This window comes from Dorea sp. BIOML-A1, from assembly GCF_009875615.1.
Taxonomy (GTDB): Bacteria; Bacillota; Clostridia; order Lachnospirales; family Lachnospiraceae; genus Dorea_A; species Dorea_A amylophila.
On the sequence record NZ_WWSA01000010.1, the window covers coordinates 60,831 to 81,893 of the forward strand.

23 protein-coding genes are annotated in these 21,063 nt (G+C 41.5%); 20 read left to right on the plus strand and 3 right to left on the minus strand.

Going from position 1 to position 21,063, the window contains the following annotated elements:
- Positions 1–50 precede the first annotated feature (50 nt).
- Positions 51–848: a 4-hydroxy-tetrahydrodipicolinate reductase gene (gene dapB / locus GT508_RS05990; RefSeq protein WP_118225097.1), complete on the minus strand. Its 798-nt coding sequence runs from the start codon at positions 846–848 to the stop codon at positions 51–53.
- 244 nt (positions 849–1,092) lie between these two features.
- Here dapB and GT508_RS05995 point away from each other — a divergent pair, with 244 nt between their 5' ends.
- The 6 genes from GT508_RS05995 to GT508_RS06020 all read left to right on the plus strand — a co-directional run bounded on the left by GT508_RS05995 (position 1,093) and on the right by GT508_RS06020 (position 5,514).
- Positions 1,093–1,722: an HAD family hydrolase gene (locus tag GT508_RS05995; RefSeq protein ID WP_117598230.1), complete on the plus strand. Its 630-nt coding sequence runs from the start codon at positions 1,093–1,095 to the stop codon at positions 1,720–1,722.
- Between the two features lie 91 nt (positions 1,723–1,813).
- Positions 1,814–2,743: a carbamate kinase gene (gene arcC, locus GT508_RS06000; RefSeq protein WP_055283581.1), complete on the plus strand. Its 930-nt coding sequence runs from the start codon at positions 1,814–1,816 to the stop codon at positions 2,741–2,743.
- Positions 2,744–2,952: 209 nt separating this feature from the next.
- Positions 2,953–3,192: a PRC-barrel domain-containing protein gene (locus GT508_RS06005; RefSeq protein WP_055283647.1), complete on the plus strand. Its 240-nt coding sequence runs from the start codon at positions 2,953–2,955 to the stop codon at positions 3,190–3,192.
- 92 nt (positions 3,193–3,284) lie between these two features.
- Entirely contained in the window at positions 3,285–3,734 is a 450-nt protein-coding gene (gene nrdR / locus GT508_RS06010; RefSeq protein WP_055283649.1) for a transcriptional regulator NrdR, read from the plus strand.
- 205 nt (positions 3,735–3,939) lie between these two features.
- The gene (gene truA, locus GT508_RS06015; RefSeq protein WP_028087522.1) at positions 3,940–4,674 is read left to right on the plus strand and encodes a tRNA pseudouridine(38-40) synthase TruA; all 735 of its coding nucleotides are present in this window, start codon (positions 3,940–3,942) and stop codon (positions 4,672–4,674) included.
- An 87-nt stretch (positions 4,675–4,761) separates the two neighbouring features.
- Positions 4,762–5,514 carry an exodeoxyribonuclease III gene (locus GT508_RS06020; protein ID WP_055283584.1) on the plus strand — a complete coding sequence of 251 codons (753 nt, stop codon included), beginning with the start codon at positions 4,762–4,764 and terminating at the stop codon, positions 5,512–5,514.
- Positions 5,515–5,618: 104 nt separating this feature from the next.
- On the opposite strand, the gene ymfI is transcribed toward GT508_RS06020, so the two are convergent.
- Positions 5,619–6,353, minus strand: a complete 735-nt coding sequence (ymfI, locus tag GT508_RS06025; protein WP_055283586.1) for an elongation factor P 5-aminopentanone reductase — start codon at positions 6,351–6,353, stop codon at positions 5,619–5,621.
- Between the two features lie 154 nt (positions 6,354–6,507).
- Here ymfI and GT508_RS06030 point away from each other — a divergent pair, with 154 nt between their 5' ends.
- From GT508_RS06030 to GT508_RS06040, 3 genes are all read left to right on the plus strand, one after another.
- On the plus strand, positions 6,508–7,050 hold the full coding sequence (locus tag GT508_RS06030; RefSeq protein WP_055283588.1) for an HD domain-containing protein: 543 nt from the start codon (positions 6,508–6,510) through the stop codon (positions 7,048–7,050).
- A gap of 120 nt (positions 7,051–7,170) precedes the next feature.
- Positions 7,171–7,443 (plus strand): acylphosphatase, encoded by a 273-nt coding sequence (locus GT508_RS06035; RefSeq protein WP_028087526.1) that lies wholly within the window; start codon positions 7,171–7,173, stop codon positions 7,441–7,443.
- Between the two features lie 97 nt (positions 7,444–7,540).
- Positions 7,541–8,131 carry a TetR/AcrR family transcriptional regulator gene (locus GT508_RS06040; RefSeq protein ID WP_055283591.1) on the plus strand — a complete coding sequence of 197 codons (591 nt, stop codon included), beginning with the start codon at positions 7,541–7,543 and terminating at the stop codon, positions 8,129–8,131.
- A gap of 51 nt (positions 8,132–8,182) precedes the next feature.
- On the opposite strand, the gene GT508_RS06045 is transcribed toward GT508_RS06040, so the two are convergent.
- Positions 8,183–8,824 carry a GntR family transcriptional regulator gene (locus GT508_RS06045; RefSeq protein ID WP_055283593.1) on the minus strand — a complete coding sequence of 214 codons (642 nt, stop codon included), beginning with the start codon at positions 8,822–8,824 and terminating at the stop codon, positions 8,183–8,185.
- 284 nt (positions 8,825–9,108) lie between these two features.
- On the opposite strand from GT508_RS06045, the gene proC reads away from it, so the two are divergent.
- The 11 genes from proC (at position 9,109) to GT508_RS06100 (ending at position 20,986) form a co-directional block, all read left to right on the plus strand.
- Positions 9,109–9,903, plus strand: a complete 795-nt coding sequence (gene proC, locus GT508_RS06050; protein ID WP_161143781.1) for a pyrroline-5-carboxylate reductase — start codon at positions 9,109–9,111, stop codon at positions 9,901–9,903.
- Positions 9,904–10,048: 145 nt separating this feature from the next.
- A complete protein-coding gene (locus GT508_RS06055; protein ID WP_117598225.1) occupies positions 10,049–10,684 on the plus strand; it encodes a hypothetical protein in 636 nt (211 codons plus the stop codon).
- An 88-nt stretch (positions 10,685–10,772) separates the two neighbouring features.
- Entirely contained in the window at positions 10,773–12,434 is a 1,662-nt protein-coding gene (locus GT508_RS06060; protein ID WP_330576888.1) for an aryl-sulfate sulfotransferase, read from the plus strand.
- Between the two features lie 121 nt (positions 12,435–12,555).
- Positions 12,556–13,074 (plus strand): peptidylprolyl isomerase, encoded by a 519-nt coding sequence (locus tag GT508_RS06065; RefSeq protein ID WP_161143782.1) that lies wholly within the window; start codon positions 12,556–12,558, stop codon positions 13,072–13,074.
- A gap of 128 nt (positions 13,075–13,202) precedes the next feature.
- On the plus strand, positions 13,203–14,075 hold the full coding sequence (locus tag GT508_RS06070) for an energy-coupling factor transporter ATPase (protein ID WP_117598224.1): 873 nt from the start codon (positions 13,203–13,205) through the stop codon (positions 14,073–14,075).
- A 5-nt stretch (positions 14,076–14,080) separates the two neighbouring features.
- On the plus strand, positions 14,081–14,935 hold the full coding sequence (locus GT508_RS06075; protein ID WP_161143787.1) for an energy-coupling factor transporter ATPase: 855 nt from the start codon (positions 14,081–14,083) through the stop codon (positions 14,933–14,935).
- The gene (locus tag GT508_RS06080; protein ID WP_028087076.1) at positions 14,932–15,756 is read left to right on the plus strand and encodes an energy-coupling factor transporter transmembrane component T family protein; all 825 of its coding nucleotides are present in this window, start codon (positions 14,932–14,934) and stop codon (positions 15,754–15,756) included. Before GT508_RS06075 ends, GT508_RS06080 begins: the two co-directional genes overlap by 4 nt.
- 97 nt (positions 15,757–15,853) lie before the next feature.
- Positions 15,854–16,594 (plus strand): tRNA pseudouridine(38-40) synthase TruA, encoded by a 741-nt coding sequence (gene truA, locus GT508_RS06085; RefSeq protein WP_055283602.1) that lies wholly within the window; start codon positions 15,854–15,856, stop codon positions 16,592–16,594.
- A gap of 149 nt (positions 16,595–16,743) precedes the next feature.
- On the plus strand, positions 16,744–18,726 hold the full coding sequence (locus tag GT508_RS06090; protein ID WP_118225108.1) for a sodium-translocating pyrophosphatase: 1,983 nt from the start codon (positions 16,744–16,746) through the stop codon (positions 18,724–18,726).
- 216 nt (positions 18,727–18,942) lie between these two features.
- Entirely contained in the window at positions 18,943–20,010 is a 1,068-nt protein-coding gene (locus GT508_RS06095) for a CobW family GTP-binding protein (RefSeq protein WP_161143783.1), read from the plus strand.
- A gap of 34 nt (positions 20,011–20,044) precedes the next feature.
- A complete protein-coding gene (locus GT508_RS06100; protein WP_028087072.1) occupies positions 20,045–20,986 on the plus strand; it encodes a TIGR03943 family putative permease subunit in 942 nt (313 codons plus the stop codon).
- Positions 20,987–21,063: the final 77 nt, after the last annotated feature.

A 21,063-nucleotide genomic window follows, 5' to 3' on the forward strand; every position in this document is an offset into this window, starting at 1 on the left:
TATAAAGCGGTTTCACCGGATGGTGAAGCCGCTTTGTGTATACAAAAGTATTAAAGTCCGAGTACGTCCTTAATAGAATAGAATCCAGGAGCTTTCCCGTCAAGATAAGCTGCACAGTCACAGGCACCTCTCGCAAAGCATTCCCAGTTATAGGAATGATGTGTGATCTCAAGACGTTCTCCCATGCCTCCGAAGAATACCGTATGGCTGCTTGGAATATTACCTGCACGGAGAGAATGATAGCCGATTGTTCCTGGTTCACGTGGAGATTCTCCCTCGCGTCCGTAGACGGCAATGTTGCTTAATTCTTTGCCGAGAGCATGCGCCATGATTTCACCCATTTCTTTGGAAGTTCCGCTTGGAGCATCTTTCTTCCACTGATCATGCATTTCCAGAATCTCGATATCAATCTCATCTTTTAATGTTGTGGTTACGAGTTCCAGAAGCTTGTTCATGATATTGACAAGCTTAGAAGTATTGGCGGCATAAAGCATTGGGATCTGCTTTCCGGCATCCTCAAATCGTTTCATCTCTTCGGCGGAGAATCCGGTAGAACCGCATACCAGTGCTTTCTTATGTGCGATGGCAAGATCCAGGACCTCCATAGCCATTTCTTTTGTTGAAAAATCAATGATGACGTCACAGGAGTCGATCACACCTGCCAGATCATCTGTTACAGGAACGCCGAGTTCTGATCCTGTCATTGCGACAGTTCCGAGATCCATTCCTACATAGTCACGTCCTTTTGGTGCTATCCCGGCGACGAGTTTCATATCATCACGGCTGGCAGCGACCTGTGTGATTAATTTTCCCATTTTCCCTCTGGGTCCGATTACAATAACTTTCATATCCATTCTCCTTTCGCAGTCCGGTTGTATTGTTATAGCGGTATATCCGGAACTGCTATAAACTAAGACCAGTATAACACAGCAATTATCCTGTGGATATGAAGAAATCTGAAAATGGCAGGAAACATTGTATAAATAAAAAAGAATTCAGGAGAAAGATTCATAAGAGTCTGCTCTTGTAGGAAAGGTATGAAAATAGTATACTATGAAAAAGGGATTATGAAAAAAGATAATGGAGGCACGAATGAAAGGAATTATATTTGACGTAGACGGAACTTTGTGGGATTCGACAAGGGAAGTTGCGGTTGCATGGAATAAAGTATTGCAGGATGAGATGGAAGGCCACGAGATCTTAACCGCAGAAGGGCTGCAGAAAGAATTTGGAAAGCCGATGGATGCGATTGCAGAAAGTCTCTTTCCGGAAATGTCGGAAAAAGACAGGATGGAACTTCTAGGTAAGATGATGGCATATGAAAATGAACTGGTAGCGGTTGGTCCATGTGTGATCTACAATGGTGTACCGGAGACAATCAAAGCACTGAGTAAAAAATATCCACTGTATATAGTTAGTAACTGTCAGGATGGATATATCGAAGCGTTTCTTAAGAATTCCGGACTGGGCGGGTATTTCAAAGATTTTACATGTCCCGCTTATACAGGTAGGTTAAAGGGTGAAAATATCCGTATCATTATGGAAAGAAACGGACTGGATGAAGCAGTGTATGTAGGAGACACCCAGGGGGATGCCAATGCATGTAAGGAAGCAGAAGTACCGATGATCTTTGCGTCATATGGGTTTGGAGAAGTGGAAGGAGAATATCCGTCGATCCGTGCATTTACAGAACTGCAGAATATAGATTTTGACAGACTATAATCAGAAAAATATTGCATTTTATATGCAAAAATACTATAATTCTCTTATATTATTTCGTTGAAAAAATACTAGAAAAGCAGAGGTATAGATTATGAAAAAAAGAGTTGTAGTTGCATTAGGACACAGAGCACTTGGTACGACATTACCAGAACAGAAAGAAGCAGTTAAGAAGACCGCAAAAGTAATCGGTGATCTGATTGAAAAGGGATATCAGGTTGCGGTCACACACAGTAATGCGCCACAGGTCGGTATGATCCATACTGCAATGAATGAATTCGCAAAAGAGCATGAAGATTACACGGCAGCCCCAATGTCGGTATGTTCTGCTATGAGCCAGGGATATATCGGATACGACCTTCAGAATGCAATCCGCGAAGAATTAATGGATCGTGGAATCTACAGAACAGTCAGCACGATCCTGACACAAGTGATCGTTGATCCGTACGATGAAGCATTTTATACACCGACCAAGGTACTTGGCCGTTATATGGATGTAGAAGAAGCAAGTGCAGAACGCAAGAAGGGAAACTATGTTGTAGAAGAACCTGGCAAAGGATTCCGCCGTATCGTTGCAGCTCCGAATCCGGTCAGCATCGTAGAGATTGATGCGATCAAAGCATTGCTGGATGCAGATCAGGTTGTCATTGCATGCGGTGGAGGCGGAATTCCGGTATTAGAGCAGGATCACCGTCTGAAAGGTGCAAGTGCAGTAATCGAAAAAGATCTGACAGCCGGAAAGATGGCAGAAGAGACAGATGCGGATTCACTCATCATTCTTACAAGTGTTGAAAAAGTTAAGATCAACATGGACAGACCGGAGGAAGAAGAACTGAGAGAGATCAGTGTTGATCAGGCAAAAGCCTATATGGAAGAAGGACATTTCGGAAAATATAACATGTATCCGAAGTTCAGAGCAGCTGTAGAATTTCTTGAAAAGAGAGAAGGAAGAAGTGCACTGATCACATCTTTTGATAAGCTGGATGAAGCACTCAAAGGAAAGACAGGTACACTGATCAGATAAAAAGTTACAAGATCAGAAGAACCGGCTGCCTTCAAAAGCAGGATAAAAACCTGCACAGACATAGTGAAAGCTGTGAATGTGCGGGTTTTTTTGTATTTTAACAGACAATCAGAATAAGGAGCAGGTGCATATAGTATAAGGAACAGGAACTTTACAATGTGGATAAGTTATGCTGTGTCCGACAGGGAGGTGGAAAACAGATGTCCAAAATCCGGCTGTGCGAACTGTCCAAAAAAGAAGTGATCAATTGCTGCGACTGCAAGAAGCTTGGATATATCGATGACCTGATCATTGATGACTGCAAAGGCTGTATTGAAGCACTTGTAGTCCCGGAAGGTGGGAAATGGTGTAACTTTTTTGGAGATGGAACAGAGTATATCATACCATTTTCCTGCATCAAAAGAATCGGCCCTGATTTAATTCTGGTAGAGATACATGAGGAAAAATAACAAAAAATAGGGCGGAAATGTGTTTGACTTCTCTTTTTGAAAAAGATATACTGTATTTGAACTGCTATAAAGGACAGAAAGGAACGAATCAGATGAAATGCCCATATTGTAATAATCCGGATACAAGAGTGATTGATTCCAGACCGGCGGAAGACGGAAGCTGTATCAGACGCCGCCGTTCTTGTGATATATGTGGGAAACGTTTTACTACATATGAAAAAGTAGAGACAATTCCGCTGACAGTAATAAAGAAGGACAATACCAGAGAACAGTATGACCGCCGGAAAGTAGAGAACGGCGTGGTTCGTGCCTGTTATAAACGACCTGTTGCAACGGCAGATATCCAGAAAGTTGTCGACAGAATAGAAACAAAAGTATTTAGCATGGAAGAAAAAGAGATTCCGAGCAGTGCGATCGGTGAGGCTGTTATGGATGAATTAAAAATACTCGATGAGGTTGCTTATGTCCGTTTCGCATCCGTTTACAGAGAATTTAAGGATGTCAGTACATTTATGGACGAATTAAAAAAGATATTAAAATAAATCCGATATGGAATGGGAATGCAGAATCTGTCAGACTGAATAATGAATATTGGATGAAGAAGGAATTGCTTATAAAGCAATAAAGTGATAAAATATATGGGAGAAGCAAAAGTATTTGCTTCTCCCTTTTTCAAAAGAGAATCAGATTTGTTATAAATAGATGTGTATTTAAAATAGCTTGTTAGAATAGATTGGGTGAAATAATATGAGAACATATAAGTTAACTATTTCCTATGACGGAAGCAGGTATCAGGGATGGCAGAGACAGGCCACAACAGACAATACGATACAGTATATTCTGGAGTGGAGTATTGGTAAATTAGTAGGATACCGTGTGCATATAGATGGATCAGGAAGAACAGATGCAGGTGTACATGCGCGTGGACAGGTCGCAAGTGTGAAACTGTCTAAGTTGTACGATACGAAAGAACTGAAAGATTCGCTGAACAGATATCTTCCGGAAGATATCCGTATTGTGAAAGTAGAACTGGCAAAGAATGGATTCCATGCGCGCAAAAGTGCGAAAGGTAAGAAATATGAATATTACATCGATTGCCGTGAAAAGCCGGATGTATTTTCAAGAAGATATTGTTATCATTATCCAGAAAAACTGGATATCGAAGCAATGCGTGATGCGACCAGATATCTGATCGGACCGAAGAACTTTACCAGCTTTACAGATGACAAGGAATGTAAAGATCCGGTTCGGAAGATTACGAATATTAAGATCGTCAGGAGCGGGGAAAAGGTAAGAATTACTTATTATGGTACCGGTTTCCTATATCACATGGTAAGAATCCTGACGGGAACGCTTCTGGAGATAGGTGCAGGCAAGAGGGATGCGTCCATGCTTCCGGTCGTAATTGCGGCAGAGGACAGAAGCCTTGCAGGATTTCTAGCTCCAGCAAGGGGATTATTCTTAAGAAAAGTATATTATTAAGAATAGAATAAAACAGATAAGATATATGTCAGAAAAAGTAAAAGTACTGTCCGCAAAAAAAGGACAGGAAAAAGCCGGGAGGAATATATGAAGTTTATATCGTGGAACGTCAATGGAATCCGTGCGTGTGTACAGAAGGGATTTATGGATGTTTTTAATGAATTAGATGCAGATATTTTCTGTATTCAGGAATCAAAGATGCAGGCAGGACAGTTAGAACTGGATATGCCCGGATATCATCAGTATTGGAATTATGCAGAGAAGAAGGGATATTCGGGTACCGGGATTTTTACAAAGAAAGAACCGGTATCAGTAAGTTATGGTCTGGGAATCGAAGAACATGACAAAGAGGGCCGGGTGATCACGCTGGAATTTGAGGAATTCTATTTCATTACTGTGTATACACCGAATTCACAGAGTGAGCTTGCAAGACTGGATTACAGAATGCAGTGGGAAGATGCATTCCTTACTTATCTAAAAGAATTGGAAAAGAAGAAACCGGTCATTTTTTGTGGGGATTTAAATGTAGCACACAAAGAAATAGACTTGAAAAACCCAAAGACAAACCGTAAAAATGCAGGATTCACAGATGAAGAACGTGGGAAATTTACAGATCTTTTAAATGCGGGATTTATTGATACGTTCCGCTACTTCTATCCGGAAAAGGAAGGAATATACTCATGGTGGTCCTACAGATTCAGCGCAAGAAAGAAGAATGCAGGGTGGCGTATTGATTATTTCTGTGTATCAGAGAGCCTGCAGCCACGTTTGAAAGATGCCGTCATTCACACGGAGATCATGGGATCGGATCATTGTCCGGTAGAACTTGATATAGAGTAATCCGACAGTGTTATAATCATATGGAAAATATATGGAGCTGCCGCAAAAGTAGATAAACAATCTGTTTTTGCGGCAGCTCCACATATTTAAAAAGATAAAGAGTTTTATAAAAAGCCTCCGTCAACCCCGATGATCTGTCCGGTCATATATTCCGGAGCATGTACAATATTCCATACCATCTGGGCAATTTCCTTAGGAGTTCCGTAACGTCCGGCAGGAATTTCATCTTCCAGGGCTTTTCGTTCTTCCGGTGTGAGCTGATCGTTCATAGAAGTATCAATGACACCGCATGCAATTGCATTCACCTGGACATTACTTGGTGCGAGTTCTTTCGCCAGAGCTTTTGTGAATCCGTTGATACCAGATTTGGATGCGGAGTATGCAACTTCGCAGGAAGCACCCGAGAGCCCCCACATTGAAGAAATGTTGATGATCTTACCGGAACGCTTTGATACCATCGGAGGGATGGCCTGCCGGCAACAATAAAATACAGAAGAAAGATTGGTCTGAATAATATGATTCCAGTCTTCATCTGTCATATCGGATAAGAGATTGATATGAGAAATTCCGGCATTGTTCACAAGAACATCAAGGTGCGAACAGTCATGATAGATACGGTTATATATGGCTCTTACATGGTCAGGATTGCCGACATCCCCGACAACGATCGTGCAAGGTGTGTGGTATTTTTTGCGGATATAGGCGCGGAGCTTTTTCAGTTCATCTACAGAAGAAGAACAATTTAAAAATGTGTGATATCCGCGCGATGCAAATCGTAAAGCAATGCTTTTCCCGATACCCCGGGAAGCCCCTGTGATTAAAATAGTCTTTTGTTCCATAATTTTTCTCCCCTGATCAATTAACTTTTCTTCTATTATATACTGAAATCATTGTCATTTAAAGTGTTAGGTGATATTATTTATATAACAATAACCAGTCGGACCGTAGAAGATTGGTTCCAAAAGCCAGACGTGATAAAAGAGAGGTACCATTATGATTAATAAGGCAATTGAATTTGCCACGAGAGCACATGCAGGACAGTTCAGGAAAGGGACAAGCAGACCATATATTGTGCATCCGATCGAAGTGGGAGATATTGTCTCAACGATGACGAAGGACAAGGAGATCATCAGTGCAGCGGTTCTTCATGATACAATAGAAGATTGTGCAGGAGTATCAAGAGAGCTTCTGGCAGAAGAATTTTCAGAACGGGTAGCGGGAATTGTGGCACAGGAAAGCGAAGACAAATCCAAGACATGGATGGAACGGAAATCAGCAACGATCGAGCATATCCGTACTGCACCAAAAGAAGTGCAGATGGTAGGACTTGCAGACAAACTTTCGAATATGAGGGATATTGACAGAGATTATCCGGTATACGGAGAAGAATTGTGGAACCGTTTCAGAATGAAGGACAAAGGGATTATCGGCTGGTATTATATTGGGATCCGGGATGCATTGAAGGAGTCGTTTGAAGGTGTAGAGGCTTATGAAGAATATACCAGACTGGTGAATAAGATTTTTGAACAGGAATGAATCATAAAGACAGATCATATAGCAGAAGATATCCAGGGTGTTGTGCAAAAGCAGTACCCTGATTCTTATTTACGCGAACAACGAGCAGAGCGTGTTTCTAATAGTTTAGGAGAAGATGAGATGGCTGATGTAAGAAAACACATGATATTTCACGGAAGAGTGCAGGGAGTAGGTTTTCGTTATACTGCCAAATATCTGGCAAGATCAATGAATCTGACCGGATGGGTGAAAAATGAATATGACGGAACCGTAGTGATGGAAGTACAGGGAAGAGAGGCAATGATCTTCGAACTGATGAAAGGACTGAACAGGAATCAGTTTATCCAGATCGACTGGATCGATACAGAAGAGAAGGAAACAGAAACGGAAAGCAGTTTTGAAGTGAAATATTAAGTTTACAGGATGGGAAAAGTGATTCGGTATATACACTTGAAAGATACATATGTTATACTGGAAGTATTCAAGATGAGGGTGGACAAGGAGAAGAAAAATGACGATAGAAACTGAAAATCAAAAGAGCGTAAAAGGAAGAATTGTAGCTGCGGCGTGGCAGCTGTTCTATGAAAAAGGATATAATGGAACAACGGTGGATGATATCATTGATCTGTCCGGAACATCCAAGGGTTCCTTCTATTATTACTTTAATACAAAGGACGAGCTTTTGAATACATTGTCTATGATCCTGGATGATAATTATGAAATATTGAAAGAGAAAATGGATCCGGATATGAACAGTTATGATAAGTTACTGTATCTGAATTATGAAGCACATTCTATGATAGAAGAAAAGATCAACATTGATCTTCTGGCATCTCTGTATTCTACACAGCTTGTGGCACAGGGACACAGATCATTGCTGGATCAGAACCGGACATATTATAAGCTGATCAGCAGTGTGATCGATGAAGGACAAAAGCGTGGCGAGATATCGGATGAAGTCTCGGTGAGCGATCTGGTCAGATATTATTCCATGTGCGAAAGGGCGCTGGTTTCGGACTGGTGTCTGAATAAGGGAGAGTATTCACTGAGAGAGTATTCGAAAAAATGTATGCCGGTCATGCTGGAACATTTTAAAAGATAAAAAGATAATAAATACACAGAACCTGCCAATGGCAGGTTCTTGTTCTGTAGATCAATGCATTTTCAAAGCAGTGTTGCGTCCGGTACCGAAATGATCATTTTTCAGTATTTCAAACGCCTTTTCATAATTTCCTTTCCGCATATATGCAACCATTTTCTTGAGATTTTCATTTGTCTTTGGAATTCCCATTCCGTTACGGATGGAATATTGTCCGATACGGATGAGCTCAGACAGATTATTTTCATAGATCCGGTTAATCCGTTCATTATCCAGAATACTGATAATCTCCATATGCATTGCGGTATCCGCAATTTCCCATTCGTACAGATCACCGGCAACGGCGCACATGCGCACGATCTTTTCCTCTATGCGGTAAGAATATTCCTCATACCGGCCTGACGTAAAGATAAGGTGAAAAGCCGGGCCCTCTAATAATTCTCTTAACTGATAGATTTCATTGATATCTTTCTCTGTAATTTCTTTCACCGTCATAGATTTATAATAATCAGAAACGATCAGCCCTTCGACCTGCAGCATCTGGATCGCAGTACGGACCGGGCTGCGGCTCATCCCCAGTTCTTTGGTGAGCATGGCTTCGGTGAGAACCATGCCCGGAGGATAGGTAAGATTCATAATATTTTCTTTGATTGTCTCATAAGCCTGTGTGGCAAGAGACGGACTCTTTTCTGCCATGTCGGATTCCCCCTTTTGGTATACGTCCCAGAAAAATGGATGTGAAGATAAAAGTATACATCTTTTATATTTGTATACAAATTATAACGTGTTTTTAAAGAAAATTCAAGGTTATGTGTTGACTTTTTTGAAAAGGAGTGTTATAGTCACAGTAGAAATGATTTGTATACAAATTAAAAAAACGTATACAAATAGCACATGAAGAATATCCATTACAAATCATCATTCATGCGCTGGAACAATTAATAAGACAATATCATATTGGAAAAGGAAGGTAATTAAGGATGAAATTAGGATTTATTGGTACAGGTAACATGGCATCAGCAATCATGGGTGGAATTATTAAGAATAATGTAATTCCGGCAGAAGAGATCATCGGAGCAGATCTTTTTGCACCTGGAAGAGAAAGAGCGCAGAAAGAATATGGAATCAATGTAACAGCAGATAATAAAGAAGTTGCTTCAAAAGCAGAGACAATTATCCTCTCTGTAAAACCTCAGTTCTATGCAAGCGTAATTGCAGATATCAAAGATGTAGTAACAGACAACCAGATTATCATTACAATTGCACCTGGTAAGACACTTGCATGGCTTGAAGAACAGTTTGGAAAAGAAGTAAAGATTGTCCGTACAATGCCTAACACACCGGCTATGGTTGGAGAAGGTATGACAGCCGTTTGCCCGAATGAGCACCTTACAGAAGATGAGATCGCATATGTAAAGAGTCTTCTGGAAAGCTTCAGCCGCGCAGAGATCGTTCCGGAGCGTCTGATGGATGTTGTGACAGCAGTAAGCGGAAGCTCACCGGCATATGTATTTATGCTGATCGAAGCTATGGCAGACGCAGCAGTTTCAGGCGGAATGCCAAGAAAACAGGCTTATCAGTTTGCTGCACAGGCAGTTCTCGGAAGCGCAAAGATGGTTCTGGATACAGGAAAACATCCTGGAGAATTAAAAGATATGGTTTGCTCACCGGCAGGAACAACAATTGAAGCTGTTCGTACATTAGAAGAACTTGGATTCAGAAGTTCTATCATCGAAGCAATGAAAGTCTGCGAAGAGATGTCCAGAAGTTTATAATCAATATATTTAAACAATAAAAATATCTATACGGAGCGGGAATTACAGAGAAGTTGTAGTTCCTGCTTTTTGTGTTGTCTATTCGTATTTGGGAAGAATTGTGTTAGAATAACATTTAGAAGAAAACAGGACAGGTGAATAAAAGATGAAAAAAGAACTGGATTATTTTATGATTGATGGAGAATTTGGCGGAAATCAGGACTGGTTTACCAATATTGTTATGAATGTCGGAGGATGCGGGGCAGCAACGGCCTGTGACAGCTGCATCTATCTGGCAAAATACAAAGGAATGAAAGAACTATATCCATTTGATCTGGAACAGATGGATAAAGAAGCCTATAAAAAATTCAGCCAGCTTATGAAGCCGTATATACGGCCGAGAGTTCAGGGAGTGAAAAAGCCTGAGTGGTACATCGGGGGATTGGAAAAATATATTTCAGACGTGAATAAAAGATGTGGAACAGATTACCAGATCCATATGGAAAAATTCGACGGAACAGGAGATGCAGACGAGGCAGAACGTATTATATGCGGACAGATTGATAAAGAACTTCCGGTTCCATATCTGATGCTCCGTCATTTGAATACTGAAAAATACAAAGATTTTATCTGGCACTGGTTCCTGGTGGTCGGATATGAAAAAGAGAAGCATGAAACATGGATTGATGTGGCTACTTATGGGGAAAAAGTCCGTTTGAACCTGAACGATTTGTGGAAAACCGGGTGTGAAGAAAAAGGTGGAATCGTAATTTATGAGATAAAAGAGCAGAAAAAGAATTAAAATGACCAAGGTTCATATTTTTTACATATTTTTGAATTATAATTATTCATAATCGTAAAAGAATAAAAGAAAAGGTGGGACAGAAAAAGTGAAAAAGCGAATCATGACTGCAGGAATATTAGCTATGATACTTGCAATAGGAATGACAGCGTGCACAAAAGCAGACAATACAACAAAAACAGAGAAAACTTCAGAATCAGATGGGAAAAAAGAACTGAAAAAATCGGATAACGAAAAAAATGTAATGAATGCAGAACAGAAAAAGATCTACGAAAAGATCAAGCTGACCTATAAAGAAGAAGAACAGAAAAAAGTTGCGGAAAAATTAGAGAAAAAGAAAGAGTCACAGGATTATAATCTGAACAATATGCTGATTGAATATAATCCATTCGGAACCAATACACAGTCACTGTATGTATATTTTAAAACGGATGCAGCGGTAAAGGTATCCTACACGATCCATGTTAAAGACGATGGCATTTCTGATTTCAGCAGAGATGTATATCAGGATGAGGAATATCAGACAGAACATGAATTCCAGGTGATTGGCCTGATCCCGGATACGGAGAATACAATTACCTTTTATGTGACAAACGAAGATGGGTCTACAAATACAAAGGAAATCGTATACGAAATGGGAAGTCTGTACGGAGAGGAAAAGGTACAGCTTGATACCGATATAAAACAGAGTGTGGAACAGCTGGAAGACGGACTATATGTGATATTAGGTAATGACAGCAGTTCTATGGATTTCATGTATTATTATGATAACAGCGGAGTGCTAAGAGGTGAGGTGCCGCTTCTGGGTTACAGAAGCAACAGGCTGCTTTTTGATGATAACTTCATGTATTACAGTATTTCTGAGAAGAGGATGGCACAGGTGAACCGTCTCGGACAGGTGACAAAGGTGTATAATCTTGGTGATTACAGTCTGCATCATGATTATGTATTTGATGAAAATGGCAATATGCTGATCCTGGCAACGGATACCACACAGGACAGTGTGGAGGATATCGTGTTGAAGCTGGATGTGAATTCAGGTGAAGTGACAGAGGTACTGGATCTGGGAGACCTGTTTGGTGATTATAAGAAGACCTGTGTGAAGAATTCCTCGGATGAGCTGGACTGGATGCATATTAATACGATCCAGTATATGGGAAATGGATCAGTGCTGTTAAGCTCCAGAGAGACGTCTACGATCATTAAAGTGGACAACCTTTATGATGAACCGTCGATTGCTTACATGATCGGTGAGAAGGATTTCTGGGAAGATACATCTTATGTCAGTTGTGTACTGAATAAAAAAGGCGATTTTATAATTCAGGGCGGTCAGCATACGATTACATATGAGACGGATGAAAGCCTTGCAGACGGGCAGTATTATCTGTATATGTTTAATAATAATATCGGAATCAGCGAGACAAGACCGGATTATGACTGGTCTTCCATCGGACTTAAGACCAGTTCGGCAGTGGACGGAAAGAATTCCAAATATTATAAATATCTGGTAGACGAAAACGAAGGAACATTTGAACTTGTGGATTCATTTAAGGTTCCATATTCCGGATATGTCAGCAGCGCACAGGATATTGGGGATCACGTGCTTGCAGATTCCGGATTGAAAGGAACGTTTACGGAATATGATGCGGATCATAAGGCGATCGCAACATATAAGATGGATTATGAAGAATTCATTTACCGTGTATTCAAGTATAATTTTGAAGGATATTATTTTGGAAAAAGTGAATAATCCATAAAAATCATATGGAAGTCTTTACGGATAACGATTTATCCGCTAAAATGAAAGCGTCGGTTTTTGCCGGCGCTTTTTAAAAAAGTAGTTAAATTAAGAAAGAAAAGGGGAAAATAGAATGGCAAATCCAATCGTTACAATTGAGATGGAAAACGGAGATATTATGAAAGCAGAACTGTATCCGGAAGTTGCACCGAATACAGTAAATAATTTCGTTTCCCTGGTGAAAAAAGGGTATTATGACGGACTGATCTTCCACCGTGTTATTAATGGATTCATGATCCAGGGCGGATGCCCGGACGGAACCGGAATGGGTGGTCCGGGATATTCGATCAAAGGGGAATTTGCTCAGAATGGTTTTGCAAATGAACTTGCACATACAGAAGGAGTGCTTTCTATGGCAAGGGCAATGCATCCGGATTCAGCAGGTTCACAGTTCTTTATTATGCATAAAGCAGCACCACATCTGGATGGCTCATATGCTGCATTTGGTAAGATCATCGAAGGCATGGATATTGTGAATAAGATCGCTGAGACAGATACAGATTACAGCGACAGACCACTGGATGAACAGAAGATGAAGAAGGTAACTGTTGATACAATGGGAACAGAGTATCTGGAACCGGAGAAAGCATAAAACGGCGGCAGATAGTAACCGTACAGGTATAAGATGGCAGAATCATAGCAATCAGGCATACAGCGATCAGATACGTCTGATCGCTGTATGTAAATTTCCAACACATATGACGCGGAGGAAAACGACAGATGGAAATGATCCAGACAGAAAAATTGGTATATGAATATGAAAAACGTGATGAAGAAGGCAATGTGATTGGAACATCGCGTGCTATTGATGAAGTAGATATTGAAGCAAAAGAAGGGCAGTTTATAGCAATTCTCGGACATAATGGTTCCGGAAAATCAACTCTTGCCAAGCATCTGAATGCAATTCTGATGCCAACAGAAGGTTCCGTATGGGTAGATGGAAAGAATACGAGTAATCCGGATGAACTTTGGAATGTAAGACAGTCGGCGGGAATGGTATTTCAGAATCCGGACAATCAGATCATTGGCACTGTAGTAGAAGAAGATGTGGGGTTTGGTCCGGAGAACCTGGGCGTTCCGACGGATGAGATCTGGCAGCGGGTGGAAGAAAGTCTGAAAGCTGTTGGGATGATCGAATACCGGCATCATTCTCCGAATAAGCTTTCCGGAGGACAAAAACAGAGAGTAGCAATCGCCGGTGTCGTGGCAATGGAACCGAAATGCATCGTTATGGATGAGCCGACTGCAATGCTTGACCCGGTTGGAAGGAGAGAAGTCTTAAAGACGGTTCATAAACTCAGAAAGCAGAAGAAGGTCACTGTGATACTGATCACACATTACATGGAAGAAGTAGTAGATGCAGATAAGATATTCGTGATGGATCACGGAAAAGTCGTGATGGAAGGCTCACCGAAAGAGATATTCTCCAAAGTAGATGAATTAAAGAGTTACCGGCTGGATGTGCCGCAAGTGACGATTCTGGCAGATGAACTCAGAAAACGCGGACTGGATATTCCGAAAGGGATTCTGAGAAAAGAAGAACTGGTAGAGGCAGTGGAACGTTTGACAAGTGAAAATGGTGAGAAGAAATGACAGACATTGCAATTAAGATAGAACATTTGAATTATATATACAGTCCCGGGACTGCATATGAAAAACATGCACTCAGAGACATTTGTCTGGAAATCCCACATGGAGAATTTGTGGGGATCATCGGGCATACTGGATCAGGAAAGTCGACACTGATCCAACATTTGAACGGCCTGGTAAAGGCAACAGATGGTGCATTATATTATAATGGAGAAAACATTTACCAAAATGGGTATGATATGCGTGCACTCCGTAATCAGGTCGGACTGGTATTTCAGTATCCGGAGTACCAGTTGTTCGAGATCGATGTACTGACAGATGTGTGTTTTGGTCCGAAGAATCAGGGACTGAGCAAAGAAGAGTGTGAAAAGCGTGCGCTAGAGGCATTGAAACTGGTAGGGTTAAAAGAAAAATATTATAAATCTTCTCCATTTGAGCTCTCGGGCGGACAGAAACGAAGAGTAGCGATTGCCGGAGTTCTGGCAATGCATCCCAAGGTCCTGGTTCTTGATGAGCCGACGGCGGGGCTTGATCCGAAGGGCAGAGATGATATTCTGGATCAGATCGCATATCTTCATAAGCAGAGCGATATGACAGTGATTCTGGTGTCGCATAGCATGGAAGACATTGCGAGATATGCGGATCGGATCGTTGTGATGAACAAGGGGGCAGTGATGTATAATGGCACACCGAAAGAGGTGTTTGCGCATTATCAGGAGTTGGAGAAGATTGGCCTTGCAGCTCCGCAGGTAACATATATCATGCACGACCTGAAAGAAAAAGGTTTACCAGTAAAGGTAAATGTGACGACTGTGGAAGAAGCAACAGATGAGATTATGCGGGCACTGGAGAAGAAGATATGATAAGAGATATAACAATCGGACAATATTATCCGGCAAAGAGTGTGTTACACAGATTGGATCCAAGAGTAAAGCTGGTGGGAACGCTGCTCTACCTGATCTCACTGTTTTTATTCAACAGTATTCCGGGATACGTGATGACGACGTTGTTTCTGATCCTTGTTATCAGGATATCAAAAGTACCGTTTTCTTTTATTGTAAGAGGGTTAAAACCGGTCATCATGCTTTTGATGATCACGGTGTTGTTCAACTTATTTCTGACGAGGGATGGAGCAGTGTTGTTCCATGCATGGATTTTCACGATCACAGAAGGCGGTCTCAGGACAGCGGTATATATGGCAATCCGGCTGATCTATCTGATCATCGGTTCGTCACTTATGACATTTACAACGACCCCGAATGAACTGACAGATGGAATTGAAGAATTACTCGGACCACTGAACAAGATTCGTGTTCCAGTACATGAGATTGCAATGATCATGTCAATCGCACTCCGCTTCATCCCGATCCTTCTGGAAGAGACGGATAAGATCATGAAAGCGCAGATCGCAAGAGGTGCCGATCTGGAAAGCGGCAATATGATTCAGAAAGCGAAGAGTATGATTCCGATTTTGGTTCCTTTGTTTGTGTCTGCGTTCCGGAGAGCGAATGATCTGGCGATGGCAATGGAGGCAAGATGTTACCATGGTGGTGAGGGACGTACGAAGATGAAGCCGTTAAAATACTGCAGGAAAGACAGAATAGCTTATATTACTGTAATTGCGTATGTGGTTCTCGTTGTTTTAATCGGAAGATTTGTACCACTGCATATATGGATATTTTAGAGGATAAGCGACAGTTATGCATCAGAAAATGGGACGGGGAAAACTCCGTCCCTGATTTATTCCGGGATATAATCACGTGAAAGGAAAGAAAAATATCATGAGAAGAATCAGAATCTTTGTAGCATATGACGGGACGAATTACTGCGGCTGGCAGATCCAGCCGAATGGAATTACAATAGAAGAAAAACTGAATAAAGCGTTAAACAGACTTACTAGAGAAGACATCCGGGTTATCGGGGCAAGCCGTACGGATTCCGGAGTGCATGCGCTTGGCAATGTGGCAGTATTTGATACAGAATCTCCGATTCCGCCGGAAAGATTTTCCTATGCATTAAATCAGAGGCTTCCGGAAGATATTGTGGTAGTAAAGTCAGATGAAGTGCCGCTTGACTGGCATCCGAGATATCAGGATAATATTTCTAAAACATATGAGTACCATATTTACAATGCACAGATGCCGAATCCATTAAAGACACGATATTGTACATTTGTATCGTTTCCGCTGGATATCGGTGCAATGAGAGAAGGAGCCAAATATCTGATCGGAGCGCATGATTTTGTGAGTTTTTGTAATATCCGAACCAATACACAGGATACAGTGAGAACAGTATATGATCTGACGATTGAAAAAAAAGATGATGAGATTGTGCTGAGAATCACAGGAAATGGATTTTTGTACAACATGGTCCGCATTATCGCAGGTGTCCTGATCCGGGTCGGCAGAGGGTTCTATACTCCAGAAAAAGTAAAAGAGATTCTGGAAGCCAAAGTCCATACTTCAGAAGGGGCCACAGCATTGCCAAACGGACTGGTATTGGTAAAAATAGATTATAAATAATCAATGAATAGTCGGCATTTTGGACAATATACAGAAAAAAATCGGAATAACATACAAAAATAAAAAAAACCGCCATAAAAAGACAAGAATATGTTAAAATACATCTGTCCGGTATAAAGTTGAGAAAGCCGGACGGAAGGAGAAAAATTATGGAAATGTTATTGTATCTCGTTCCGGTATTTGGAATCCTTGGACTGCTCTTTGCAGCTTATCTGGCAGCAAGAGTAGGAAGACAGGATGCCGGAAACGACAGAATGAAAGAAATCGCCGCAGCGATCAGTGATGGTGCGCAGGCATTTCTGACGGCAGAGTACAAGATTCTGGTTATTTTCGTTGCGGTATTATTCGTACTCATTGGATTCGGAATCGGTAACTGGATTACTGCTGTATGCTTTGTAGTAGGAGCTTTATTCTCAACGCTTGCAGGTTTCTGCGGGATGAAAGTTGCTACAAAGGCAAATGTAAGAACTGCGAATGCAGCAAAAGAAAAAGGAATGAACAAAGCACTCTCGATTGCATTCTCCGGTGGAGCTGTAATGGGTATGTGTGTAGCCGGTTTTGGTGTATTTGGTGTCAGCATCATTTACATCCTGACTAAAAATGTTGATATTATTACAGGCTTTAGTTTAGGAGCTTCTTCCATTGCTCTGTTTGCACGTGTTGGTGGTGGTATCTACACAAAAGCTGCCGATGTAGGAGCCGATCTTGTTGGTAAGGTAGAAGCAGGTATTCCGGAAGATGATCCGCGTAACCCGGCTGTTATCGCCGATAATGTAGGGGATAACGTAGGTGATGTTGCAGGTATGGGAGCAGACCTTTTTGAGTCTTATGTAGGCGCACTTGTATCGGCACTGACACTTGGAATCGTATATTATAAAGCTGAGGGAGCTATCTTCCCACTCCTGATCGCAGGACTTGGACTTGTAGCTTCTATCCTCGGAACATTTTTTGTAAAGGGTGACGAGAATTCCAATCCACATAAAGCATTAAAGACAGGTTCTTATGTAGCAAGTGTATTGGTACTGATCGTATCTTGCGTATTCAGTAAAGTATTCTTTGGAGATTTTAAAGCAGCGATTGCTATCGTAGCCGGTCTGATCGTGGGACTTCTGATCGGTATCATCACAGAAGTATATACATCCGGAGACTACAAATCAGTGAAAGAAATTGCAGAACAGTCAGAGACGGGATCTGCAACAACCATCATCAGTGGTCTTGCAGTAGGTATGAAGTCTACAGCAATTCCGATTCTTCTGATCTGTGTCGGTATCTTTGTTGCATACCAGACATGCGGACTTTACGGTATCGCACTTGCTGCTGTAGGAATGCTTTCTACAACCGCTATTACAGTAGCTGTAGATGCTTACGGACCAATCGCTGACAATGCCGGTGGTATTGCAGAGATGTCTGAGCTGGATCCACATGTCCGTCAGATCACTGATAAACTGGATGCCGTTGGTAATACAACAGCAGCTATGGGTAAAGGTTTCGCTATCGGATCCGCAGCCCTGACAGCACTTGCCCTGTTCGTATCTTATGCAGAGGCAGTACATTTGAAGACAATTGATATCCTTGACTCACGTGTAATTATCGGAATGCTGATCGGTGGAATGCTTCCATTCTTATTCTCAGCTATGACAATGTCATCTGTATCAAGAGCAGCATACCAGATGATCGAAGAAGTAAGACGTCAGTTCAAGACAATGCCTGGAATCATGAAGGGTACAGAAAAACCAGATTACAAGTCATGCGTTGCAATCTCAACAACAGCAGCATTAAAAGAAATGCTGGTTCCTGGTGTCATGGCAGTACTTGCACCGCTGGTAGTCGGAATCCTTCTTGGACCTTCTGCGCTTGGCGGACTTCTTGCAGGAGCACTTGTAACAGGTGTTATGATGGCAATCTTCATGTCTAATGCAGGTGGAGCATGGGATAATGCTAAGAAATATATTGAAGACGGTAACCACGGTGGAAAAGGAAGTGAAGCTCATAAAGCAGCTGTAGTCGGAGACACTGTTGGTGATCCATTCAAAGATACATCAGGACCTTCCATCAACATCCTGATCAAATTGATGACAGTTGTATCACTGGTGTTCGCACCATTGTTCCTGTCAATCGGCGGATTGTTATAGGAAGAAGCATAAAAATGAAAAGAGGTATCTGTACCAAAGTGATGTGTACAGATATCTCTTTTGTTTTATGTATTTGGAAGAATTTTTATGGATGATTTATAGAAAGTTGAGAAAAATAATAGAATTGAGGGACTGGCAACCCCCAGCTGTTTGTGATAATATATGTGTCGGGACTTTTATTAATGTTTGAAAATAGATAGAAAAGAGGCAATAAAGATGACAAAAGTAGATATTATTTCAGGATTCCTCGGAGCAGGAAAAACTACATTTATCAAAAAGCTGCTCAGCGACGTATGGGCAGGAGAGAAACTTGTATTGATTGAAAATGAATTTGGTGAGATCGGTATTGATGGAGGATTCCTGAAAGATGCAGGAATCGAGATTACAGAGATGAACTCAGGATGTATCTGCTGCACCCTGGTAGGTGATTTCAGCAAAGCACTGGTAAAAGTACTGGACGAGTATCATCCGGATCGTGTTATCATCGAGCCGTCGGGAGTAGGTAAATTATCCGATGTAGCCAGAGCAATCGAGGCAGTAGAGAAAGATGCAGATATCGAGATCGATGGAAGAATCACTGTTGTAGATGGTAAAAAAGCGAAGATGTACATGAAGAACTTTGGAGAATTCTTCAAAGATCAGGTAGAGCATGCATCTACAATTGTTGTGAGCCGTACACAGATGATGACTGATGAAAAGGTAGAAGAGTGCGTGCACACACTTCGTGAGGAAAATGCAGAAGCAACCATCATCTCCACTCCATGGGATGAACTTGGAAGAGAAGCAATCAGCCATGCACTGACAAAGGGAGCTGAGATTGAGAGCCTGTTTGAAGAACATGGAGATCACCACGACCATGACTGCTGTGATCATGATCATCACGACCATGACCATGATCACTGCTGTGACCACGATCATCACGATCATCACGATCATGACCACCATGACCACGCTCATGACTGTTGCTGCGGACATGATCATGACCATGATCACCACCATCATCATGCAGATGATGTGTTTACAAGCTGGGGCAAAGAGACTGTTCATAAATATACAGAAGAAGAATTAGATTATCTGCTGAAAGCGTTGTCGGAGACCACTTCGTATGGAACAATCCTTCGTTCAAAAGGTATCATTCAGATGACAGACGGAGGATGGAAACAGTTTGATTTAGTACCGGAAGAATACGAAGTAAGAGAAGGTCAGCCGGATTATACAGGACGCATCTGCGTAATCGGAACAGATCTGAAGGAAGAAGAACTTCTGAAGTTATTCCACGTATAAGACAGGAAATAGAAAAAAGGAAAGAGGTGCGGGTATGGCAACACCTATGTTTATCGTCACGGGATTCTTAGACAGTGGTAAAACAACCATGATAAAAGATACCCTGATGGAACAGGAATGGATCGAACCGGGACTTACACTGCTGCTTCTCTGTGAAGAAGGAGAAGAAGAGTATCCGGAAGAATATTTGAAAGAAAAGAATATGGCAGTTCTGAAAATCGAAGAATTCGAACAGCTGAACACTGTATTTTTCAAAAACTGTGAAAGAAATTATCATCCGGCACAGATCGTTATTGAATATAACGGGATGTGGAAACTGGAAGATCTGCTTTCGATCAGATATCCAAGAAGCTTCGAGCTACAGGGCGTATATTCAACCGTTAATGGTATGACATTGGATATGTATCTGATGAATATGAGAAATATGCTGATGGAACAGCTGACAGAATCAGAACTGATCGTTGTAAACCGCTGTGCAGACGGCGTTAACAGATCAGGATTCAGACGGGCACTGAAAGTGCAGAACCCGATGGCACAGCTCCTTTTTGAAGATATGCAGGGTAAGATCATAGAACCGTCTGAAGAAGATCTTCCATATGACGTAAAAGGTGATAAGATTGTGCTGGACGATGTTGACTTTGGAGTATGGTATGTGGATGCATATGATCATCCGGAATTATATCTTCATAAAGAGATTGATTTTAAAGGACAGATCTTTCGGCCGAAGGGGATGCCGGACAATATGTTTGTTCCGGTCAGAGAGATCATGACCTGCTGTGCGGACGATGTACGTTATTACGGATATCCATGTAAGGCAGAAATGAAAATTGATGCAAAGACAAAATCCTGGATGCAGATCCGTGCAAGATTCGAGTACGAGGCAGTAAGTTCCTTTGGAAACAAACAGCCGGTATTGTATCTGATCGATATGGAACCAGCCGCAGAGCCGGAAGATAAGGTTGTGTATTTAGGGTAATTGGGATTTAATTCAGAAAGGCACGACGACCCGGACCTGCATAAAAAGTAGGAAGCCGTTCCTGTTCAGGTTCCGTC

Excerpts from the sequence above, each read along its gene's own strand:
- GT508_RS06090 (WP_118225108.1), top strand. The coding sequence starts at position 16,744 with ATGGAAATGTTATTGTATCTCGTTCCGGTATTTGGAATCCTTGGACTG.
- proC (WP_161143781.1), top strand. The coding sequence starts at position 9,109 with ATGAAATTAGGATTTATTGGTACAGGTAACATGGCATCAGCAATCATG.
- truA (WP_055283602.1), top strand. The coding sequence starts at position 15,854 with ATGAGAAGAATCAGAATCTTTGTAGCATATGACGGGACGAATTACTGC.
- arcC (WP_055283581.1), top strand. The coding sequence starts at position 1,814 with ATGAAAAAAAGAGTTGTAGTTGCATTAGGACACAGAGCACTTGGTACG.
- GT508_RS06080 (WP_028087076.1), top strand. The coding sequence starts at position 14,932 with ATGATAAGAGATATAACAATCGGACAATATTATCCGGCAAAGAGTGTG.
- GT508_RS06040 (WP_055283591.1), top strand. The coding sequence starts at position 7,541 with ATGACGATAGAAACTGAAAATCAAAAGAGCGTAAAAGGAAGAATTGTA.
- truA (WP_028087522.1), top strand. The coding sequence starts at position 3,940 with ATGAGAACATATAAGTTAACTATTTCCTATGACGGAAGCAGGTATCAG.
- GT508_RS06065 (WP_161143782.1), top strand. The coding sequence starts at position 12,556 with ATGGCAAATCCAATCGTTACAATTGAGATGGAAAACGGAGATATTATG.
- GT508_RS06095 (WP_161143783.1), top strand. The coding sequence starts at position 18,943 with ATGACAAAAGTAGATATTATTTCAGGATTCCTCGGAGCAGGAAAAACT.
- nrdR (WP_055283649.1), top strand. The coding sequence starts at position 3,285 with ATGAAATGCCCATATTGTAATAATCCGGATACAAGAGTGATTGATTCC.
- GT508_RS05995 (WP_117598230.1), top strand. The coding sequence starts at position 1,093 with ATGAAAGGAATTATATTTGACGTAGACGGAACTTTGTGGGATTCGACA.
- dapB (WP_118225097.1), bottom strand. The coding sequence starts at position 848 with ATGAAAGTTATTGTAATCGGACCCAGAGGGAAAATGGGAAAATTAATC.
- GT508_RS06070 (WP_117598224.1), top strand. The coding sequence starts at position 13,203 with ATGGAAATGATCCAGACAGAAAAATTGGTATATGAATATGAAAAACGT.
- ymfI (WP_055283586.1), bottom strand. The coding sequence starts at position 6,353 with ATGGAACAAAAGACTATTTTAATCACAGGGGCTTCCCGGGGTATCGGG.
- GT508_RS06035 (WP_028087526.1), top strand. The coding sequence starts at position 7,171 with ATGGCTGATGTAAGAAAACACATGATATTTCACGGAAGAGTGCAGGGA.
- GT508_RS06100 (WP_028087072.1), top strand. The coding sequence starts at position 20,045 with ATGGCAACACCTATGTTTATCGTCACGGGATTCTTAGACAGTGGTAAA.
- GT508_RS06045 (WP_055283593.1), bottom strand. The coding sequence starts at position 8,824 with ATGGCAGAAAAGAGTCCGTCTCTTGCCACACAGGCTTATGAGACAATC.
- GT508_RS06030 (WP_055283588.1), top strand. The coding sequence starts at position 6,508 with ATGATTAATAAGGCAATTGAATTTGCCACGAGAGCACATGCAGGACAG.
- GT508_RS06020 (WP_055283584.1), top strand. The coding sequence starts at position 4,762 with ATGAAGTTTATATCGTGGAACGTCAATGGAATCCGTGCGTGTGTACAG.
- GT508_RS06055 (WP_117598225.1), top strand. The coding sequence starts at position 10,049 with ATGAAAAAAGAACTGGATTATTTTATGATTGATGGAGAATTTGGCGGA.